The 15,532-nt window shown below is 63.6% G+C and carries 9 protein-coding genes; 5 read left to right on the top strand and 4 right to left on the bottom strand.

The window, feature by feature from the left end:
- Nucleotides 1-73: 73 nt before the first annotated feature.
- From BM338_RS16605 to glk, 3 genes are all read right to left on the bottom strand, one after another.
- Complete coding sequence (locus BM338_RS16605) at nt 74-2,845, bottom strand: TonB-dependent receptor (RefSeq protein ID WP_090452777.1); 2,772 nt, start codon at nt 2,843-2,845, stop codon at nt 74-76.
- Between the two features lie 269 nt (nt 2,846-3,114).
- Entirely contained in the window at nt 3,115-5,832 is a 2,718-nt protein-coding gene (locus tag BM338_RS16600; RefSeq protein ID WP_090452765.1) for a TonB-dependent receptor, read from the bottom strand.
- 112 nt (nt 5,833-5,944) lie between these two features.
- Nucleotides 5,945-6,991 (bottom strand): glucokinase, encoded by a 1,047-nt coding sequence (glk, locus tag BM338_RS16595; protein WP_255367343.1) that lies wholly within the window; start codon nt 6,989-6,991, stop codon nt 5,945-5,947.
- Nucleotides 6,992-7,515: 524 nt separating this feature from the next.
- Here glk and BM338_RS16590 point away from each other — a divergent pair.
- From BM338_RS16590 to nagA, 4 genes are all read left to right on the top strand, one after another.
- A complete protein-coding gene (locus BM338_RS16590) occupies nt 7,516-8,757 on the top strand; it encodes a sugar MFS transporter (RefSeq protein ID WP_255367365.1) in 1,242 nt (413 codons plus the stop codon).
- A 109-nt stretch (nt 8,758-8,866) separates the two neighbouring features.
- A complete protein-coding gene (locus BM338_RS16585) occupies nt 8,867-9,922 on the top strand; it encodes a LacI family DNA-binding transcriptional regulator (RefSeq protein ID WP_090452760.1) in 1,056 nt (351 codons plus the stop codon).
- A gap of 42 nt (nt 9,923-9,964) precedes the next feature.
- Nucleotides 9,965-10,999 (top strand): SIS domain-containing protein, encoded by a 1,035-nt coding sequence (locus BM338_RS16580; protein ID WP_090452758.1) that lies wholly within the window; start codon nt 9,965-9,967, stop codon nt 10,997-10,999.
- Nucleotides 10,999-12,159 (top strand): N-acetylglucosamine-6-phosphate deacetylase, encoded by a 1,161-nt coding sequence (gene nagA / locus BM338_RS16575; RefSeq protein ID WP_090452756.1) that lies wholly within the window; start codon nt 10,999-11,001, stop codon nt 12,157-12,159. The genes BM338_RS16580 and nagA overlap by 1 nt, the downstream gene beginning before the upstream one ends.
- A gap of 570 nt (nt 12,160-12,729) precedes the next feature.
- Here the strand turns inward: nagA and BM338_RS16570 are convergent.
- Complete coding sequence (locus BM338_RS16570) at nt 12,730-13,335, bottom strand: molybdopterin-dependent oxidoreductase (protein ID WP_090452754.1); 606 nt, start codon at nt 13,333-13,335, stop codon at nt 12,730-12,732.
- Between the two features lie 116 nt (nt 13,336-13,451).
- Between BM338_RS16570 and BM338_RS16565 the strand changes: the two genes are divergently transcribed.
- Entirely contained in the window at nt 13,452-15,473 is a 2,022-nt protein-coding gene (locus BM338_RS16565; RefSeq protein ID WP_090452752.1) for an alkaline phosphatase family protein, read from the top strand.
- Nucleotides 15,474-15,532: the final 59 nt, after the last annotated feature.

The raw sequence follows: 15,532 nt of genomic DNA, 5'->3' as shown, positions 1-15,532 counted from the left end.
ACCGCCCCATCTTAAAGAGGGGCCCGGACAAAGTCCGGGCCCAATTGGGGAGGTTTGTTGCTCAGTTTGCCACTTACAGCTTGAAACGCAGATTCACGTAGTACTGGCGGCCATTGACGTAGAACGCCGACGGCTGGCGGCCATACGCCGGATTGACCGTGTAGTACTTGAGCTTCGGATTATTGAGGTTCATGGCGTCGAACGAGACCGCCATCCACTCGTTGATGTTGTAGCCCAGCGAGAATGCGAGGTTGCCAATACCTGCCTGGTAGAAAATATCGGTACGGTTCACACCGTCAAAGAACGACGAGCGGTAGGTGTAGCTCAGACGCGCATTGAACAACTGGTTCTCGAAGTAGCCCGAGATGTTGTAGGTGTTCTTCGAGGTACCTTGCAGCGGCTTGCCACCATCGGCGTGACCGCTGGCATAGGTGTAGTTCGTCTGCACACCGAAGTTATCGCCGATCGGCTGGATGTAGTTCAGCTCCACACCCTTGACGTTGCCATTGGTGTTGGTCGGCACGCTGACCTGGTAGTTGGAGAAGACATCGTGTCCCTGCTGGCTGCTGGCCTGCTGGTCCTTGAACAGGATGTTCTTGTTGCCGAAGGTCACATAGTCGCTGAGCTGCATGTTGTACACGCCGGCAGACACCAGGCCACGCGGAGCGAAATACCACTCCAGGCCTGCGTCGAAGTTGGTCGCGATCAGCGGCTTCAACTGCGGGTTACCGCCGCTGCCGGTGTGAGTCAGATCGTCCAGCGAGAACGAACCGGCCAGCGCTGAGTAATCCGGGCGGGTCATGGTCTGCGAGGCGGCGAAACGTGCCAGCAGATCGTCAGTCAGGTTGAACTTGAAGTTGAGGCTAGGCAGGAACCGGTCATAGCTGTGCTTATAGGTGTTCTTGTAGTAGTCACCGAACGCCGAGCCCGTGATCGGACCTGCGGTGGTGTACTGGGATACCGCCGGAGTGTTGTAGGTGATGTCTTCCTTGGTGTCGACGTAGCGGATACCGAAGTTGCCACTCCAGCGATCGCCCGAGAAGTTGGCCTGCAGGTAGGCCGCCGCGTCCTTCTCGTTGACCTTGTAGAGATCCTGCCAGTAGAAGCGCGTCACCGGATTACGGTTGGCGTACTTGGCATCGAACGCAGCCAGCGCGCCCGGGCTATAGAACCAAACGGGGCTCGGAGCATTGACGCCCAGATCGCTGTTGAAGCCGCTGGGGTAATGCTGGAACGACTGCGGGTAGTTAGCGGGATTCTGCCAGTCGCCGGTCGGACCCTGCGCGATTTCGCTCTTGTTTTCGCGCGTGTGATCGGAGTAGCGGACGCCGAAGTCCAGCGAGGACAGGAAGAATTTGGAGTCGTCGAAGGCAAGCGAACCGTCACTCTGGAAGAAGTTCTCCTTGTCCTTCACGTGGATGTCCTGTCCACCGAAGATCCAGCCAGCGGAAGGAATGATGCCGGATGGCGAACTGTTGTCACCGCCCATGCCCCAGTTGATCGGGTTGCCTGTGCCACGCATGGCCCAATTGGCGCCGGCGCCAGCGCCGAAACCGAGTTCGCTCACGTCCTGAGTCGGGCTATCGCCCTTGCCTTGCGTCGTGCCGACCTGGCCGGTGAAGGTCAGGTGGTCGGTGGCGCGCCATTCGGCGTCCAGCGTGGTGTAGGCAGACGATGAGGAGGCCTTCGGACGCGAGATCTGGTCGTACACACCGTAAGCCGTGGCACTGCACAGGTTCGCGCCGCACATGTCGGTCGGGCCGGGCTTGGCAAAGGTCGCATTCTTGAGCACGTTGCCCGATACCGTGTAGCCCGGCTGCAGGCCTGCGCCGCTCGGCACAAACTGGCTCGCCCACATCATGTAGTTGCGGTTGTAGTTGTCGGCCTTGAGCTTGGAGTAGAAGCTGCTGAGGTTCAGGGTCAGGTTGTCGAGTGGCTTCCACTGCAGATCGATCGTGCCACCCTTGCGCTCACGCGTCTGGGTGAAGAACGTCTGGCCGGTTTCGTTCGGGTAGTAGACGCCCGCCAGATCGGGATGAGCGACGGCGATGGGATCCTTGGCACCGATCTGGTTATAACCACCGACAATTTCCTGGCCGTTGCGCTGCAGGCTGCGCTTCTCATAGAAGGCCTGCACCATCGCGCCGAAGGTGTTGTCGTTGTTTTTCCAGTTGAACATGCCGCTGAACTGCGGCTTGGTATCGCCCGGCAGGTCGGCGTAAACGCCACCGATCGAGGCTTCCGCGGTGATCGGCTTGGCGAACTCCAGCGGCTTGCGCGTGATGATGTCGACCGTGCCGGCGCTGCCGCCTTCCTGCAGCTTGGCCTCGGACGATTTGTGCACGACCACTTCGCTCACGATTTCCGACGGCAACAGGCTGTAGCTCACGCTGCGGCCCACGGTCTGCACCTGGCTCAGCACGAACCAGTCGCCGGTGCCCACGGTGTGACCGTTGACCAGGGTCTGCGTCATGCTGGGGTTGGTGCCGCGCAGACTCACGCGGTCGCTTTCGTCGAAACCGCCTTCGGTAGCGCTGGACGAGCTGATGTTGACGCCCGGCAGACGCTGCAAGGTGTCGGCGACGTTCTTGGCGGGCAGCTTGCCGATGTCTTCGGCAGTGATCACTTCAACGTGTGAGTTGGCTTCTTTCTTCAGGTTCAGCGATTCGGCTTCGCTGTCGCGGATGCCGACGACGGTGACCTGACCCAGTTCTTTGGCCTTGGCGCGATCCGCCTTGGTCTGCTGCGTGGTGCTGGTAGTGCCGGCGTCCTGGCCGTAGGCCGTGCCGGTGATACAGAAGCTGGCGATGATGCTGGCTGCGAGTAGCGATCTGCGATACGACATGGTGTCCCCCCCTCAGAGGCGCGTTGGAATGGCGGATGGTTGGGCGTCCTGCCTGTCTTGCTCTGACCGTATTGCCGCCCGCCTTCGATCTCCGATGACGGGTTTTTGCATGTCCGCCGCTCCCCTCCCAAGGACACACGACGGAACGCGGTGATGCCTAGCCGAACCTTCCGTGCAACCGCTCCAGACTCGTCGGAAGCCTTACCGCCCGCCCCCTCTCGAATCACGCAAGGCCGTCCCTGGCCTCGCGCGTTTTTCAGTACCTGCGCTTACAGATTCACGTGGACGGTGGCCATGTAGCGGCGGCCCGTCGTGTATTCGGCAACCGGCAGATCCTTGGTCCCCAGGTACTGGGTGTACTTGGAATTGAGCAGATTCATTGCGTCCAGCGACAACGAAATGTTGTCGGTCAGCTTGTAGCCGAGCGATCCACCCAGATCCTTGTAGCTGCCAGTGGTGGCCGGCGGCGCGCCGGCGATGTAGCCACCGGCGAGGTAGCTGCTGCGCCAGTTGTAAGTGAGGCGTGCGCTGAACGGACCCTTCTCGTAGTACGGACTCAGCGAGTACGAGTTCTTCGAGCTGTACGGCAGCGCGCCGCCGCTGGCGAGCGTGGCGTCGGCATAGGTGTAGTTGGCCACCAGGCCGAAACCGGTGTCGAACAGCGGCTGCTGATAGCTCACGCTGAAACCCTTCACCTTGCCCGCACCGGTGTCGCGCGGACGGCTCACCGAGTAGCCGCAGAAACCGTCGGCCGTGCACAGACCCTGCGTGACCTGCTTGGCGAAGGTGGCCGGATCGTTGTCCTTGGCCGAGTTGTAGTGCTGCTCGATCGCGGAGTTGATGAAGATGTAGTTGCTGATGTCCTTGTAGAAACCGGTCAAGGCCAGCACCGACTGCGGCGCGAAGTACCACTCCGCGGACACCGAGTAGTTGTTCGACTTGTACGGATTGAGCTTGGCGTTGCCGCCCGAGCCGGTCAGCACCGAGTCGTTGAGGAACAGATTGTTTACCTGCATGTTGTACGGCGCGCGGGAGATCACCTTGGCAGCGGCGAAACGCAGCACGATGGAGTCAGTCACGTCATACGACAGATTCAGCGACGGCAGGAAATCGTTGTGCGTGGTCGAAACCGTCTGGTACCAGCTGGACGGCGGCGGGTAAATCGGCACGCCGCTGTAGTTGTAGCCGCTGGCGTCGTCAACGGTGTGCACGTAACGGCCGCCGAGGTTGCCGCGGAACGGACCCGAGCCGAAGTCGATCTGCGCATAGGCCGCGGTGGTCTTCTCGACGATCTTCCAGGTGCCGTTGACGAACGAACCCGGATCGTTGTTGCCGCCGTTGGTGGCACGCACCCACGCCCATTCCTTGGCCGGATCGGGCTGCACGTGGTTCTTGGCGCCATCCATCATGCCGGAGAAGTCGCTGAGCGTATTGGTGTAGCCCAGGGTGCCGAGGTTGGCCAGCGAGATGGTTCCGTTGGGGCCGTAGACGTGCTGCTCCATGCTCTCTTCGTGGCGGTTGTAGCGCGCACCGATGAGCAAGGTGTTGACGAAGCCGTCGAAGTCCTTGGTGAAGTCGAGCTGCGCGTACTCATCCTTCGCGCTGGCCTTGAACACACCATAGTTGCCCGGCCAGCCGCCGAGTCCCGGGGTGTCGCCCATGTGCCAGTTAGCCGGATTGCGGGCCGCCGCCGGGCTGTCGAACGAGAAGCCCTTGCGGATATCCCAGGTGTAGCCGCCGCCGTACACCGGCTCCATTGCCACCTGCGACATGTCGTTGTTGTCTGCCTTGCTGTAGCCAGCCGCGCCGCCGATGCTCCAGCCGTCACCGTGGTAGGTGGACTTGAGATCGAACGCCGTGGTCTTCACCACCGACTTGCGGATGTTGCTGTCGAAGGTGCCCTGCGCGATGTCCGGGCAGGTCGGGTCGTCGGTTTTGCCGCAGACGTGGCCGCCGGTCACGATGCCGTTGCCGCCCTGGTTGAAGCTGGTGATCTGTCCCGGCGTGGCGTGCGTGAACGGATACAGCGACTGATTCCAGTTGTTGAAGTTCTCGCGAACGAACAGGCTGTTGAAATCGATGTCCCAATGCTCGTTCGGCTTGAACTGTGCGCCCAGCGTGACGGTGTCGCGCTTGCGGGTCTGCTGGAAGTAGGCCGAGTTGATTTCGTCCGGCACCTTCGCGTTCGGGTTGAGCGAACCGTTGGCGATGCCGGCGGCAACCGCGGGGCTGCTGGCGTAGTCGGAGACCGGGTGATAGCCGAAGATCTCGATGCCTTGACGGTCGATCTTCTCTTCGAAGTGCTGCGCCGAAGCGATGATGCCGAAGGTCTTGGCATCATTTCTCCAGCTGTACAGCACCGAGGCGGACGGACGCTGCTTGCTGGCCTGATCGTTGTAGTTAATGCCGAACGAACCGCGCAGCGTGTTGGCCGGCAGGTCGAGCGGCTGCAAGGTGTGCAGCAAAATGGTGCCGCCCAGGCTGCCTTCCGGCAGGCGGGCTTCGGGGCTCTTGTACACCTCGAGGCGGCCGACCACTTCCGGCGCCAGCATGGTGAAGTCGAAGCCGCGGTTCGGCTGTGCTCCGTACTGCCACGGGGTCTGCGAAATCGGCTGGCCGTTGAGGAAGGTCAGGTTGAGGCTGGGATCGGTGCCGTCGATGCTGACGCGGTCGCCCTGGCCGAACTGGCGGTCGATGGTCACGCCCGGGATCAGGGCCATGGCTTCCGCGACATTGGTGTTGGGGAACTTGCCGATGTCTTCAGCGGTAACCGCTTCGATCACGGCGTCGGCGTTGCGCTTGGTGTCGAGCGACTGCTGCAAGCTGGCGCGGATGCCGGTGACGGTGACGGCCTGCAGCTCGGTGGCCTTGGCCTCTTCCGCGCTCTTCGGCTTGGTGTTCTGTGTGCTGTCCTGTGCATGCACCGCCCCGACCATACAGAGGCTGGCGATGATGCTCGCGGCGAGCAAAGTTCTGCGATGTGACATGTGCTTACTCCCTCAAAAGGCTTGACCGCCGGGGAACCTCGTGGGGGATCCATGGCGGCGTGACTGGCGGGGCGGGGGCCCTGCTCCTGGATGCTGCTGAGTCCATCGATGACTACTGCGTGGTGCTGTCTCCCGGCGGGGTGCTGTACCCGTCCAGATACATGCCGGCCGCGCCGATCACGCCGAGCTGGCCGTGCTCCATCAGGCGAACGGGAACCTGCTGCAAGAAGGCACGCATCACCCCCTTGTTGAAAAAGCGCTGTTTGAACGAACTGGTGATCAGCACGTCGCGGATCTGCGGCAGGATGCCGCCGGCGAGAAACACGCCGCCGCGCGCGCCGTACAGCAAAGTGAGATCGCCGACGAAACTGCCGAGCAGACCGCAGAACACCTCGAGCGCCTCGACCGCGGCCTCGTCGCTGCGCTCCAGCGCGGCGCGCGTCACATCGCTCGGACGCGCCAGCGTTGCCGCGCTACCGCGCAGGGTGCTGATGGCGCGATAGAGATTGAGCAGACCCGGGCCAGACAGCGCGTGCTCGAAAGACACATAGGCACGCTCTTTCGCCAGCTCGCGCAGGATCGCGATCTCGCGCTCGTTGCCGGGCGACAGTGCGATCTGGCCCGCTTCGGTGGCCAGCACGGTGGCGTGCGGCTTGCCCGGCAACAGCACCGCCGAACCCAGGCCAGTACCCGGCCCCATCACCAGCACCGGACCGTTCGCGGCCGGGCCTTCGGCCTCGATCACCGGCGCGGTGTCAGCCTGGGCCAGGAACTGGGTGGCATAAGCCACCGCTTCGAAGTCGTTGATCACCGCCAGCTGATGGATGCCGAGGCTGTCGCGAATATCGCGGATCGACACCGGCCAGGGCAGGTTGTCGTTGACGATAGCGTCGCCCAGCACATAGCCGGCGCTGGCGACGGCGCAGCGATCCACATGCACCGCGTTGCCGAGCTGGCTGACGAAATCCTTGAGGACCGCAGTGAGGCTGGGCCATTCCGCGCAGGCATAGCGGTGGTACTGCAGCACCGTGACCGGGCGCGCGCCGTCCGGGTGCTGGCTTACCAGCCCGATGCGCGCGTGGGTGCCGCCGACGTCCGCCGCCAGGAAAGGCTCTAATGCGCCCTTCTGCACGCTGCCGTGGTTGGCCAGTTCCGCCACAACCTCTCCCCTCTCAATGTGGACGCCGTCATGCGGACGTCATGCTGTTGTCAAACAGCCCCCGATTTCGGCCGGAGTCTGGTAACGGATGACAACGTTGTCAACTGGTCAAATTTCCTAGTCGCTGCCCGGACTTTTCGCAGCGCAGCAAACCCTCCCTAGAGGGCAAGAAGCTGCGTTTGTGAAAACCTCGTCAAAGCCCGCTGGAAAGCCGGTTAGCACGGTTTTTGCCAGCTTCAATGCGGGTTTGCCGCGCTGCGCCACGGGTACCCACAGGATGGGCCGGACCGTGTCGAAAGGCATGGGTCCCGGAATGTCCAATGGGTCATGGCAATTGACAACGTTGCTAGTTAGCGCGGATAAATCGATCCGGGGGCGACGCGGCCAGCGGGCCGTTCGTCGGCAACAGGCACCACGAAAACAGCGCCAGAATGGCCACTTCGGGGCAGCCCACAAGAACACTCGGGGAGTTAGGTATGTCGTCCACAACGCTTGCCGCCGGCGAGACGCCAACGTCGAGCAGCATGCTGCCGATGCTGATCATCGGCGTGCTGTTTTTCATTTTCGGTTTTGTCACCTGGCTCAACGGGCCGCTGATCACCTTCGTCAAGCTGGCTTTCGACCTGGATGACGTCAACGCCTTCCTAGTGCCGATGGCGTTCTATCTCTCCTACTTCTTCCTGGCCCTGCCCTCGTCCTGGGTACTGCGCCGCACTGGCATGAAGAAAGGCATGGCGCTCGGGCTGTTTGTGATGGCGCTGGGTGCGGTGCTGTTCGGGCAGTTCGTGACCATGCGCGTGTATCCGGGTGCGCTCACCGGGCTGTTCGTGATCGGCGCCGGCCTTTCGCTGCTGCAGACCGCCTCCAATCCATACATCAGTATTCTTGGCCCGATCGACAGCGCGGCGCAGCGCATCGCTTTCATGGGTATCTGCAACAAGGTGGCCGGTGCGCTGGCACCAGTGGTGTTCGGTTGGCTGGTGCTCAACGGCATCGACACCTTCGACCAGCAAGTGAAAGCAGCACCGAGCGCCGAAGCGCGCGATGCGCTGCTCAATACCTTCGCCGCCAAGGTGCATATGCCGTACATGGTCATGGCCGGCCTGCTGGTGCTGCTGGCGGTGTGGGTGGTTCGCTCGGCGCTGCCAGAAGTGAAGCCCTCCGGCGCCAATGCAGAAGCCGAGATCGGCCATGGCGACGGCAGCATCTTCAGCTTTCCTCACCTGTGGCTGGGCGTGGTCTGCCTGTTCGTCTACGTCGGGGTCGAGGTGATGGCGGGCGATGCGATCGGCACCTACGGCCGCGGCTTCGACCTACCGCTAGACGCGACCAAGCATTTCACCTCCTACACGCTGATCGCCATGCTCGCCGGCTACGTGGCCGGGCTGGTGCTGATCCCCAAAGTGATTTCGCAGCAGGCCTACCTGGCGGTGTCGGCGGTGCTCGGCGTGCTGTTTACGCTCGGCGCCTACGTCACCCACGGCTATGCCTCGGTGGCTTTTGTGGCGGCACTCGGTTTCGCCAACGCGATGATGTGGCCGGCGATCTTCCCGCTCGCGATCAAGGGCCTGGGCCGTCACACCGAAGCGGGTTCGGCCTTGCTGATCATGGGCATCGCCGGCGGCGCGCTGATTCCGCAAGCCTTCGTGCACCTGAAGCAGTACTTCGATTTCCAGCTGGTCTTCATGGCGCTGATGATTCCTTGTTACCTGTACATCCTTTTCTACGGACTGCGCGGCCATCGGGTGGGCCAGCACGCTCATTGATAGGGGCTTTGGCGGGGCCTGATCGTTATGGCCCCGCGTCATGGCCCCGCAACCACCCGCCCGATCCGCTGGGCTACGATGGCCTACCGTTTCTCCGGAGTTTCCCGCGTTGCGCAACCCCACCATCAAGGACGTCGCCAAGTCGTCCGGCGTCTCGCTGAAAACGGTCTCCCGCGTGATCAACCGGGAAGCCTCGGTGCGTACCGACACGCGCGAAAAAGTGGAGCGTGCGATTGAGGCACTGGGCTACCAGCCCAACCCCTCCGCGCGCGGCCTGCGCAGCACGCACGCCTACGCCATCGGCCTGGTCTACGACAACCCGAACGCGCATTACGTGATCAGCATGCAAGACGGTGTGCTGTCGGCATGCCGCGAGCGTGGCTTCGGTTTGCAGATCCACCCTTGCGACGCCACGTCGCCCGGCCTCGCCAACGAGCTGTGCTCGCTGGTGGAGCGCAACCGTCTCGCTGGCCTGGTGCTGGCGCCGCCGATGTCGGAACAGGCGGATCTGGTGGCTACGCTGATGAAGGAAGGCATCAGCTTCGTGCGCATCATTTCTTCGCGCGAGGATCCACATGACGGCTCGCCCTGCGTCTACGTGGATGACCGCAGCGCGGCCTATGCGATCACCGAACATCTGATCCAGCTCGGCCACAAGCGCATTGGTTTCCTGTGGGGCGAACCGCATCACCGTTCGAGTCCTGAGCGCTATCAGGGTTATGCCAATGCGCTGAAGGATTACGGCATTGCGCTCGACAAGAAGCTGGTGCTGCCGGGCCGCTACGCGTTCGACGACGGTTTCCGCGGCGCGCGCAAATTGCTCGCACTGAAGGATCCGCCCACCGCGATCTTCGGCAGCAACGACGAAATCGCGGCCGGCGTGCTAGCCGCGGCGCGCTCCAGCGGACTGGATGTGCCGTGGGATCTTTCCATTGCCGGCTTCGAGGACAGCCCGTTCTCCAAGCAGGCGTGGCCGGCGCTGACCACCGCCCGCCAGTCGACCAGCGAGATCGGCCGCCATGCCGCGCTGCATCTAATGGCCGACCTGCAGCGCGAGGGCAGCGAGCCGAACGGTGCGCCGTCCAATGAATGTTTTATCCCCGAACTGGTGGTGCGCGGTTCTACCGCCCCACCGCAGAACAACACTCCGCCGCGCAAAACTTGAGGGCACACGCCCCGCGGCACGCATGCATCGAGAACGCTACATATGAAGCAAGCCAGTGACACCCTGATGTTCCGCGAGGCCCACGAGACCGCCGACGTCGTCGAGCGCCAGCTCCGCGACAACGACGCCGTGCTGAAAGCGCTCGGCGAACGGCTGCGCGCCAACCCGCCGCGATTCATCGTCACTTGTGCGCGCGGCAGTTCCGATCATGCGGCGGCTTATGCCAAGTACGTGTTCGAGACTCGGCTGGGCCTGATCACCGCGTCGGCCTCGCCATCGATCTCGTCGATCTACGACGCCGACCTCAAGCTCGACGGCGCGCTGTTCATCGCCATCTCGCAGTCGGGCAAGAGCCCCGATCTGCTGCGCAGCGCACAGGCCGCGAAAGACGCAGGCGCGCTGGTGCTGGCGATGGTCAATGTGGAGGACTCGCCGCTGGCCGCGCTGGCCGATACGGTGATCCCGCTGAAAGCCGGCCCGGAAATGAGCGTGGCCGCGACCAAGAGTTACCTCGCCACCCTCGCCGCGATCCTGCAGCTCACCGCGCACTGGAGCGACGATGCCTCGCTGCACGCCACCGTCGCGCGCCTGCCAGCCGACCTGCGCAAGAGTTGGGGCGGCGATTGGAGCGCGCTGGTCGATGGCCTTTACGACACGCAAAATCTGTTCGTGGTGGGCCGTGGCTACGGCTTCGGTGCCGCGCTGGAAGTCGCACTCAAGCTCAAGGAAACCTGCGGCCTGCATGCCGAGGCATTCAGCGCCGCGGAAGTAAAGCACGGCCCGATGGCGCTGGTCGGTGACGGTTTCCCGGTGCTGTTCTTCGCCCAGGACGACGGCACGCTCGACAACACCATCGCCGTCGCCAACGAGTTCCGCGCGCGCGGCGCCCGCGTGTTCGTGGCCGCGCCGGGCGTCGACGTGCCCGACACGTTGCCGCTGCCGGCGGGCATCGATCCGATCGTGACGCCACTGCTCGCCGTGCAGAGTTTCTATCGCGCCGCCAGTGCGCTCGCGCTCGCGCGCGGCTACGACCCGGACGTGCCGCCGCATCTGCGCAAGGTGACGGAGACCATGTGATGAATGCCGAACAGCCCTCGCTTGCCCTGGTCAACGGTCGCGTCCTCACCGATCACGGTGTGCAGGACGACCTGGCGGTACTGGTGCGCGGCGAGCGCATCGAAGCCGTCGCCCTTGCCGCCGACAAGCGCGTCACCACGGCACAGCAGCACGACCTGCAAGGCAAACTGCTGTTGCCTGGCTTTATCGATGTGCAGGTCAACGGTGGCGGCGGCCTGCTGTTCAACGCCGCACCCACCGTCGACACACTGCGCGGCATCGCGGCCGCGCATCGCAAGTTCGGTACCACCGGCCTGCTGCCGACACTGATCACCGATACCGCCGACGTGATGTACGCCGCGCTCGCCGCCGTAGATGCGGCCATGGCCGAAGGCGTGCCGGGCATCCTCGGCATCCACCTGGAAGGCCCCTTCCTCGCGCCCGCGCGCAAGGGGATCCACGACATGAACCTGTTCCGCGCACCGGACGCCCGCGACATCGCCGCCCTCGCCGCCAAACATCGCGGCGTGGTGATGATGACCCTGGCCCCCGAGCGCGTCGAACTGGAAACCATCAGCCAGCTCGCCGAAGCCGGCGTGATCGTCGTGGCCGGCCACACCGCCGCCGACTACGACACCACCCGCGCCGCACTCGATGCCGGCGTGCGTGGCTTCACCCACCTGTTCAACGCCATGACCCCGCTTGGCAGCCGCGACCCCGGCGTGGTCGGCGCCGCGCTCGACGATCCGCACAGCTGGTGTGGCCTGATCGTCGACGGCCACCATGTGAATCCGGTCAGCCTGCGCATCGCCATCGCCGCCAAGGCGCGCGGCAAGAGCGTGCTCGTCACCGACGCGATGCCGCCGGTCGGCTCCGACGATCCCAGCTACGTACTCAATGGCCAGACCATCGTCGCCCGCGACGGCATCTGTCAGAGCGACGAAGGCGTGCTCGCGGGCTCCGCGTTGGATATGGCGACCGGTGTGCGCAATTTGGTGAACATGGTTGGGTTGCCGCTAGCCGAAGCGTCGCGCATGGCGAGCAGTTATCCCGCCGCGTGGCTGGGGCTGGATCGCGAGCAGGGGCGCATCGTTGCCGGGCAGCGTGCGGACTTTGCTGTGCTCGATGACGACCTTTATGTGCGGGAAACCTGGGTCGGCGGTGTCCAGTACGCTGCTTGATGGAGCAGGTGCCTGGGTTGTCCTTTGTGGTTGCGTTAATCGTGGCGCTATCGCGACCTGGCCGCTTATGCAGCGGGCATTTCGGACGCCTGCCGGCGCCCGAGTCACTTTCTCTTTGCTGACCCAAAGAGAAAGTAACCAAAGAGAAATGGTCTGGAAGAGCGCGGCGTGCTTCGTAGTTAGGCGTCTTCCAGTGTCAGACGTTGGAAGCATGGCGTTACCGAGAAACTCGTGCTCTCACTTTTTCTCTTCCCCACTCTGTGGAGAGGGGCCAAAGCAGTAGTACTCGATGTCGGAGAAAAACATCTCGACGCCTGACACTGGAAAAGGCGTAGCTACAGAGCACACCGCCTGCTCTTCAGGCCATTTCTCTTTGGTTACTTTCTCTTTGGGTCAGCAAAGAGAAAGTTACCCGGCTCGCGGCAGCGAGGCGGAATGCCCGCTGCATAAGCGGCCAGGTCGCGATAACCCAACATCAAAAGTACGAAGCCGCGAACCAAAGGCTTACCTCCGCGAGCAAAGGCGGCGAACAGATCGATACAGAATCAATCAGCGACTTTGAACAGGCCCTCAGGGCCCACCCGAAGTGGCTGCGTCCACCACCTCGATCGTAGTGACGCCGCGTACCCAGCGCGCAGGACGCTTGTCGCTCGGCACCACCAATCGGAACGGGCCATCACTGGTCAGGGGCTGGCCATCGCGTACATCGGCCAATACCACTGTCGTGCGTGATATCGATGGGTCCAGTTCGGCCAGCGCGAACACCGCCTGATAGTGGTCCATGGCCGTGACGCGCACGAACCGCGCAAGGCCTCGCCCACGCAACGGCTTGTCGAGCGCACCGGCGCAGCGCAGCAGTTCGTCCAGACCGACGCCGGCCCAGAGCGCAGGCTTTTCGTCGTGCGTGGCAGCCGTGACGCTGATGTGCGGCAGGGCCGCCAGCGCGGCCCGGTCGAACACGACCGGCTTGCCTTCCACCACGACACGAAGGGTCGCTGCGGGCGGAGTCGCCACGGGCTCTGCGGCGTGTGCCGCGGAGGCCAGCAGGCATCCGATGAAGAGCCATGCATATCGATAGCGGCTTGCCTGCGTCATGGTCGTGGTATCCGTCTCGGTGAGGTACGCACGGATTCGCCCGTGGCGATCCATCGGGTGAAAGGTCTGCCAAGCGGCCATTGGTAGTTTCCGCCTCGACCGGCGTCAAGTGAGCACAGATCGTGCGCCGACACCAAACTGCAACACGCCTCGCCCAGCATGACCGGTTTGATTCATTCCTATCCGCCGAGGTCCCGATGTCCACGCTCCATCGCTGCGCTCTGAAAGCCGTGGCCGCCGCCCTGTTGGCTGCCGTTTCCGTGAGCCCCGCCCTGGCGGCGCCGCATCGCGTGATCCTGTTCGTGTGGGATGGCATGCGCCCTGACGCGATCAGCGCGGAAGATACGCCGAACCTGCTGGCGCTAGGCCAGCGCGGCAGTTTCTTCGAGGACAATCACTCGACCTACCCCACCTTCACCATGGCGAATGCGTCGAGCTTCGCCACCGGCGCCTTCCCCGGCCCGATCGGCTTCTACGGCAACCGTTTCTGGGCCACGCCGCAGGCGGGACTGAAGACGCTGCCGAAGGCGCGCAGCACCAGCGGCGAGGATGTGAATTTCCGCAACGCGGTCTATGTCGAGGACGACCTCGTGCTGCGCGCGATCGACAAAGCCAGCGACGGCGACGGCTTGCTGGAATTGCCCACGCTGTTCGCCGCCGCGCAGAAGGCCGGTTTGAAAACCGCCGCTATCGGCAAGTCCGGCGCGGCCTTCCTGCAGAACTACCGCCTGCCCAATCACGGCGATGCGGATCGCGTCGGCCTGCTGCTGGATGAGAGGACCGCACTTCCGCTGTCCTTCGCGCAGGAACTGCAGAGGGCCGGTTACCCGCTGCCCAAAACCACACCCAACACCTACGCCGACGGCGAACTGACGCTGCGCGAAGATAACGACGGCCCCACCGACCGCGCCAAGGCCGCGCTGCTCAAGGACGGCACCACCAGCGATGCCACCGCCGGTGGCGACACGCCGCCGACCGCGGCCAACGCGTGGATGATGAAGGTGTATCTGGAAGAGGTGCTGCCCAAGCATCGCCCCGATTTGAGCGTGGTGTGGATGCGTAATCCGGATACCACCCAGCACATCTACGGCGTGGGCTCGCCGGAGTTCCATCTCGCGCTGCAGGCGCAGGACGCGCTGCTCGGCCAGCTGCAGGCGAAGCTGCAGGAACTGGGCATGGCGCAGGACACCGACATCATCGTGGTGTCCGATCATGGCCACAGCAATATTGCCGGCGCGCGCGAGCTGTTTCCGCTGCGCCAGATCAATGACGGCCGCGTGGCCGGCGTCGACAACGATTGGGGCTATTCCGTCTCAGGCGGCATCCGCATGGCGCATGAGCTGACGACCCGTGGCCACATTCCCACCTTTGATGGGCTGGGTTGCGTCTACGCGCCGGTGATGAGCGGCATCCGCGCCGATGGCACCCAGCTGATGCCCACGCACTTCGATGATGACGGCCGCCTGTGCGGCAAGCCCGGCCCATACACCACGCCAAGCTATGTCGTGCCGGATACGCTACCCAAAGGTGCGCTGGTCACCGCGCCCAATGGCGGTACCGAATACTTCTATCAGCCGGAACACAATGCGGACGTGGTGAAGCGCGCCGTGCGCTTCCTGCAATCGCGCGACTATGTCGCGGCGGTATTCGTGGCCAAGCGCTACGGCAACCTGCCCGGCACGCTGCCGGCGGAGAACGTGCATCTGGAGAACGCCAAGCGCGGCCCGGACATCATCGTCAGCTACGCCTGGGATGCCGATGCGGTGATCCAGGGTTTCCGCGGCACCGAGTACTCCACCGTCTTTCCCGACCTGCCCAGCGAGCGTGGCGAGCACGGCAGCTTCAGCCCGATCGATGTGCACAACACGTTGCTCGCGGCTGGCCCCAACTTCCGCAACGGTTTCCGCGACTCACTGCCCAGCGGCAATGTGGACGTGGCGCCGACCATCGCGGCCCTGCTCGGCCTGAAGCTGCCGCAGGCGCAAGGCCGCGTACTGCATGAAGCGCTGAGCGGCACGCTCACGCGTCCGCTTGATGCCTATCAGCTCAAGCCGGCCGAACTTCGTCCCACACAATCCGCCAGCGGTCTGAGCATGCAGCGTGTGGACGGCAGCGCATCACCGGGCAGCAGCTATAGCTTCGTGGTGCAGCTCAAGCAGCTGCAGACCGACGGCAAGACCTATACGTATTTCGATCTGGCGAAACCCGAGCGGAAGTAGCTCGTGCTCGGGAAGGGTGATCGCAAGAGCGTTACCCCCTCCCAACCTCCCCCTGCAAG

The sequence above is a fragment of the Dyella sp. OK004 genome, assembly GCF_900114495.1.
Lineage (GTDB): Bacteria > Pseudomonadota > Gammaproteobacteria > Xanthomonadales > Rhodanobacteraceae > Dyella_D.
The sequence above is the reverse complement of the archived record's forward strand: the minus strand, read 5'-3'. Positions and strand labels throughout refer to the sequence as shown.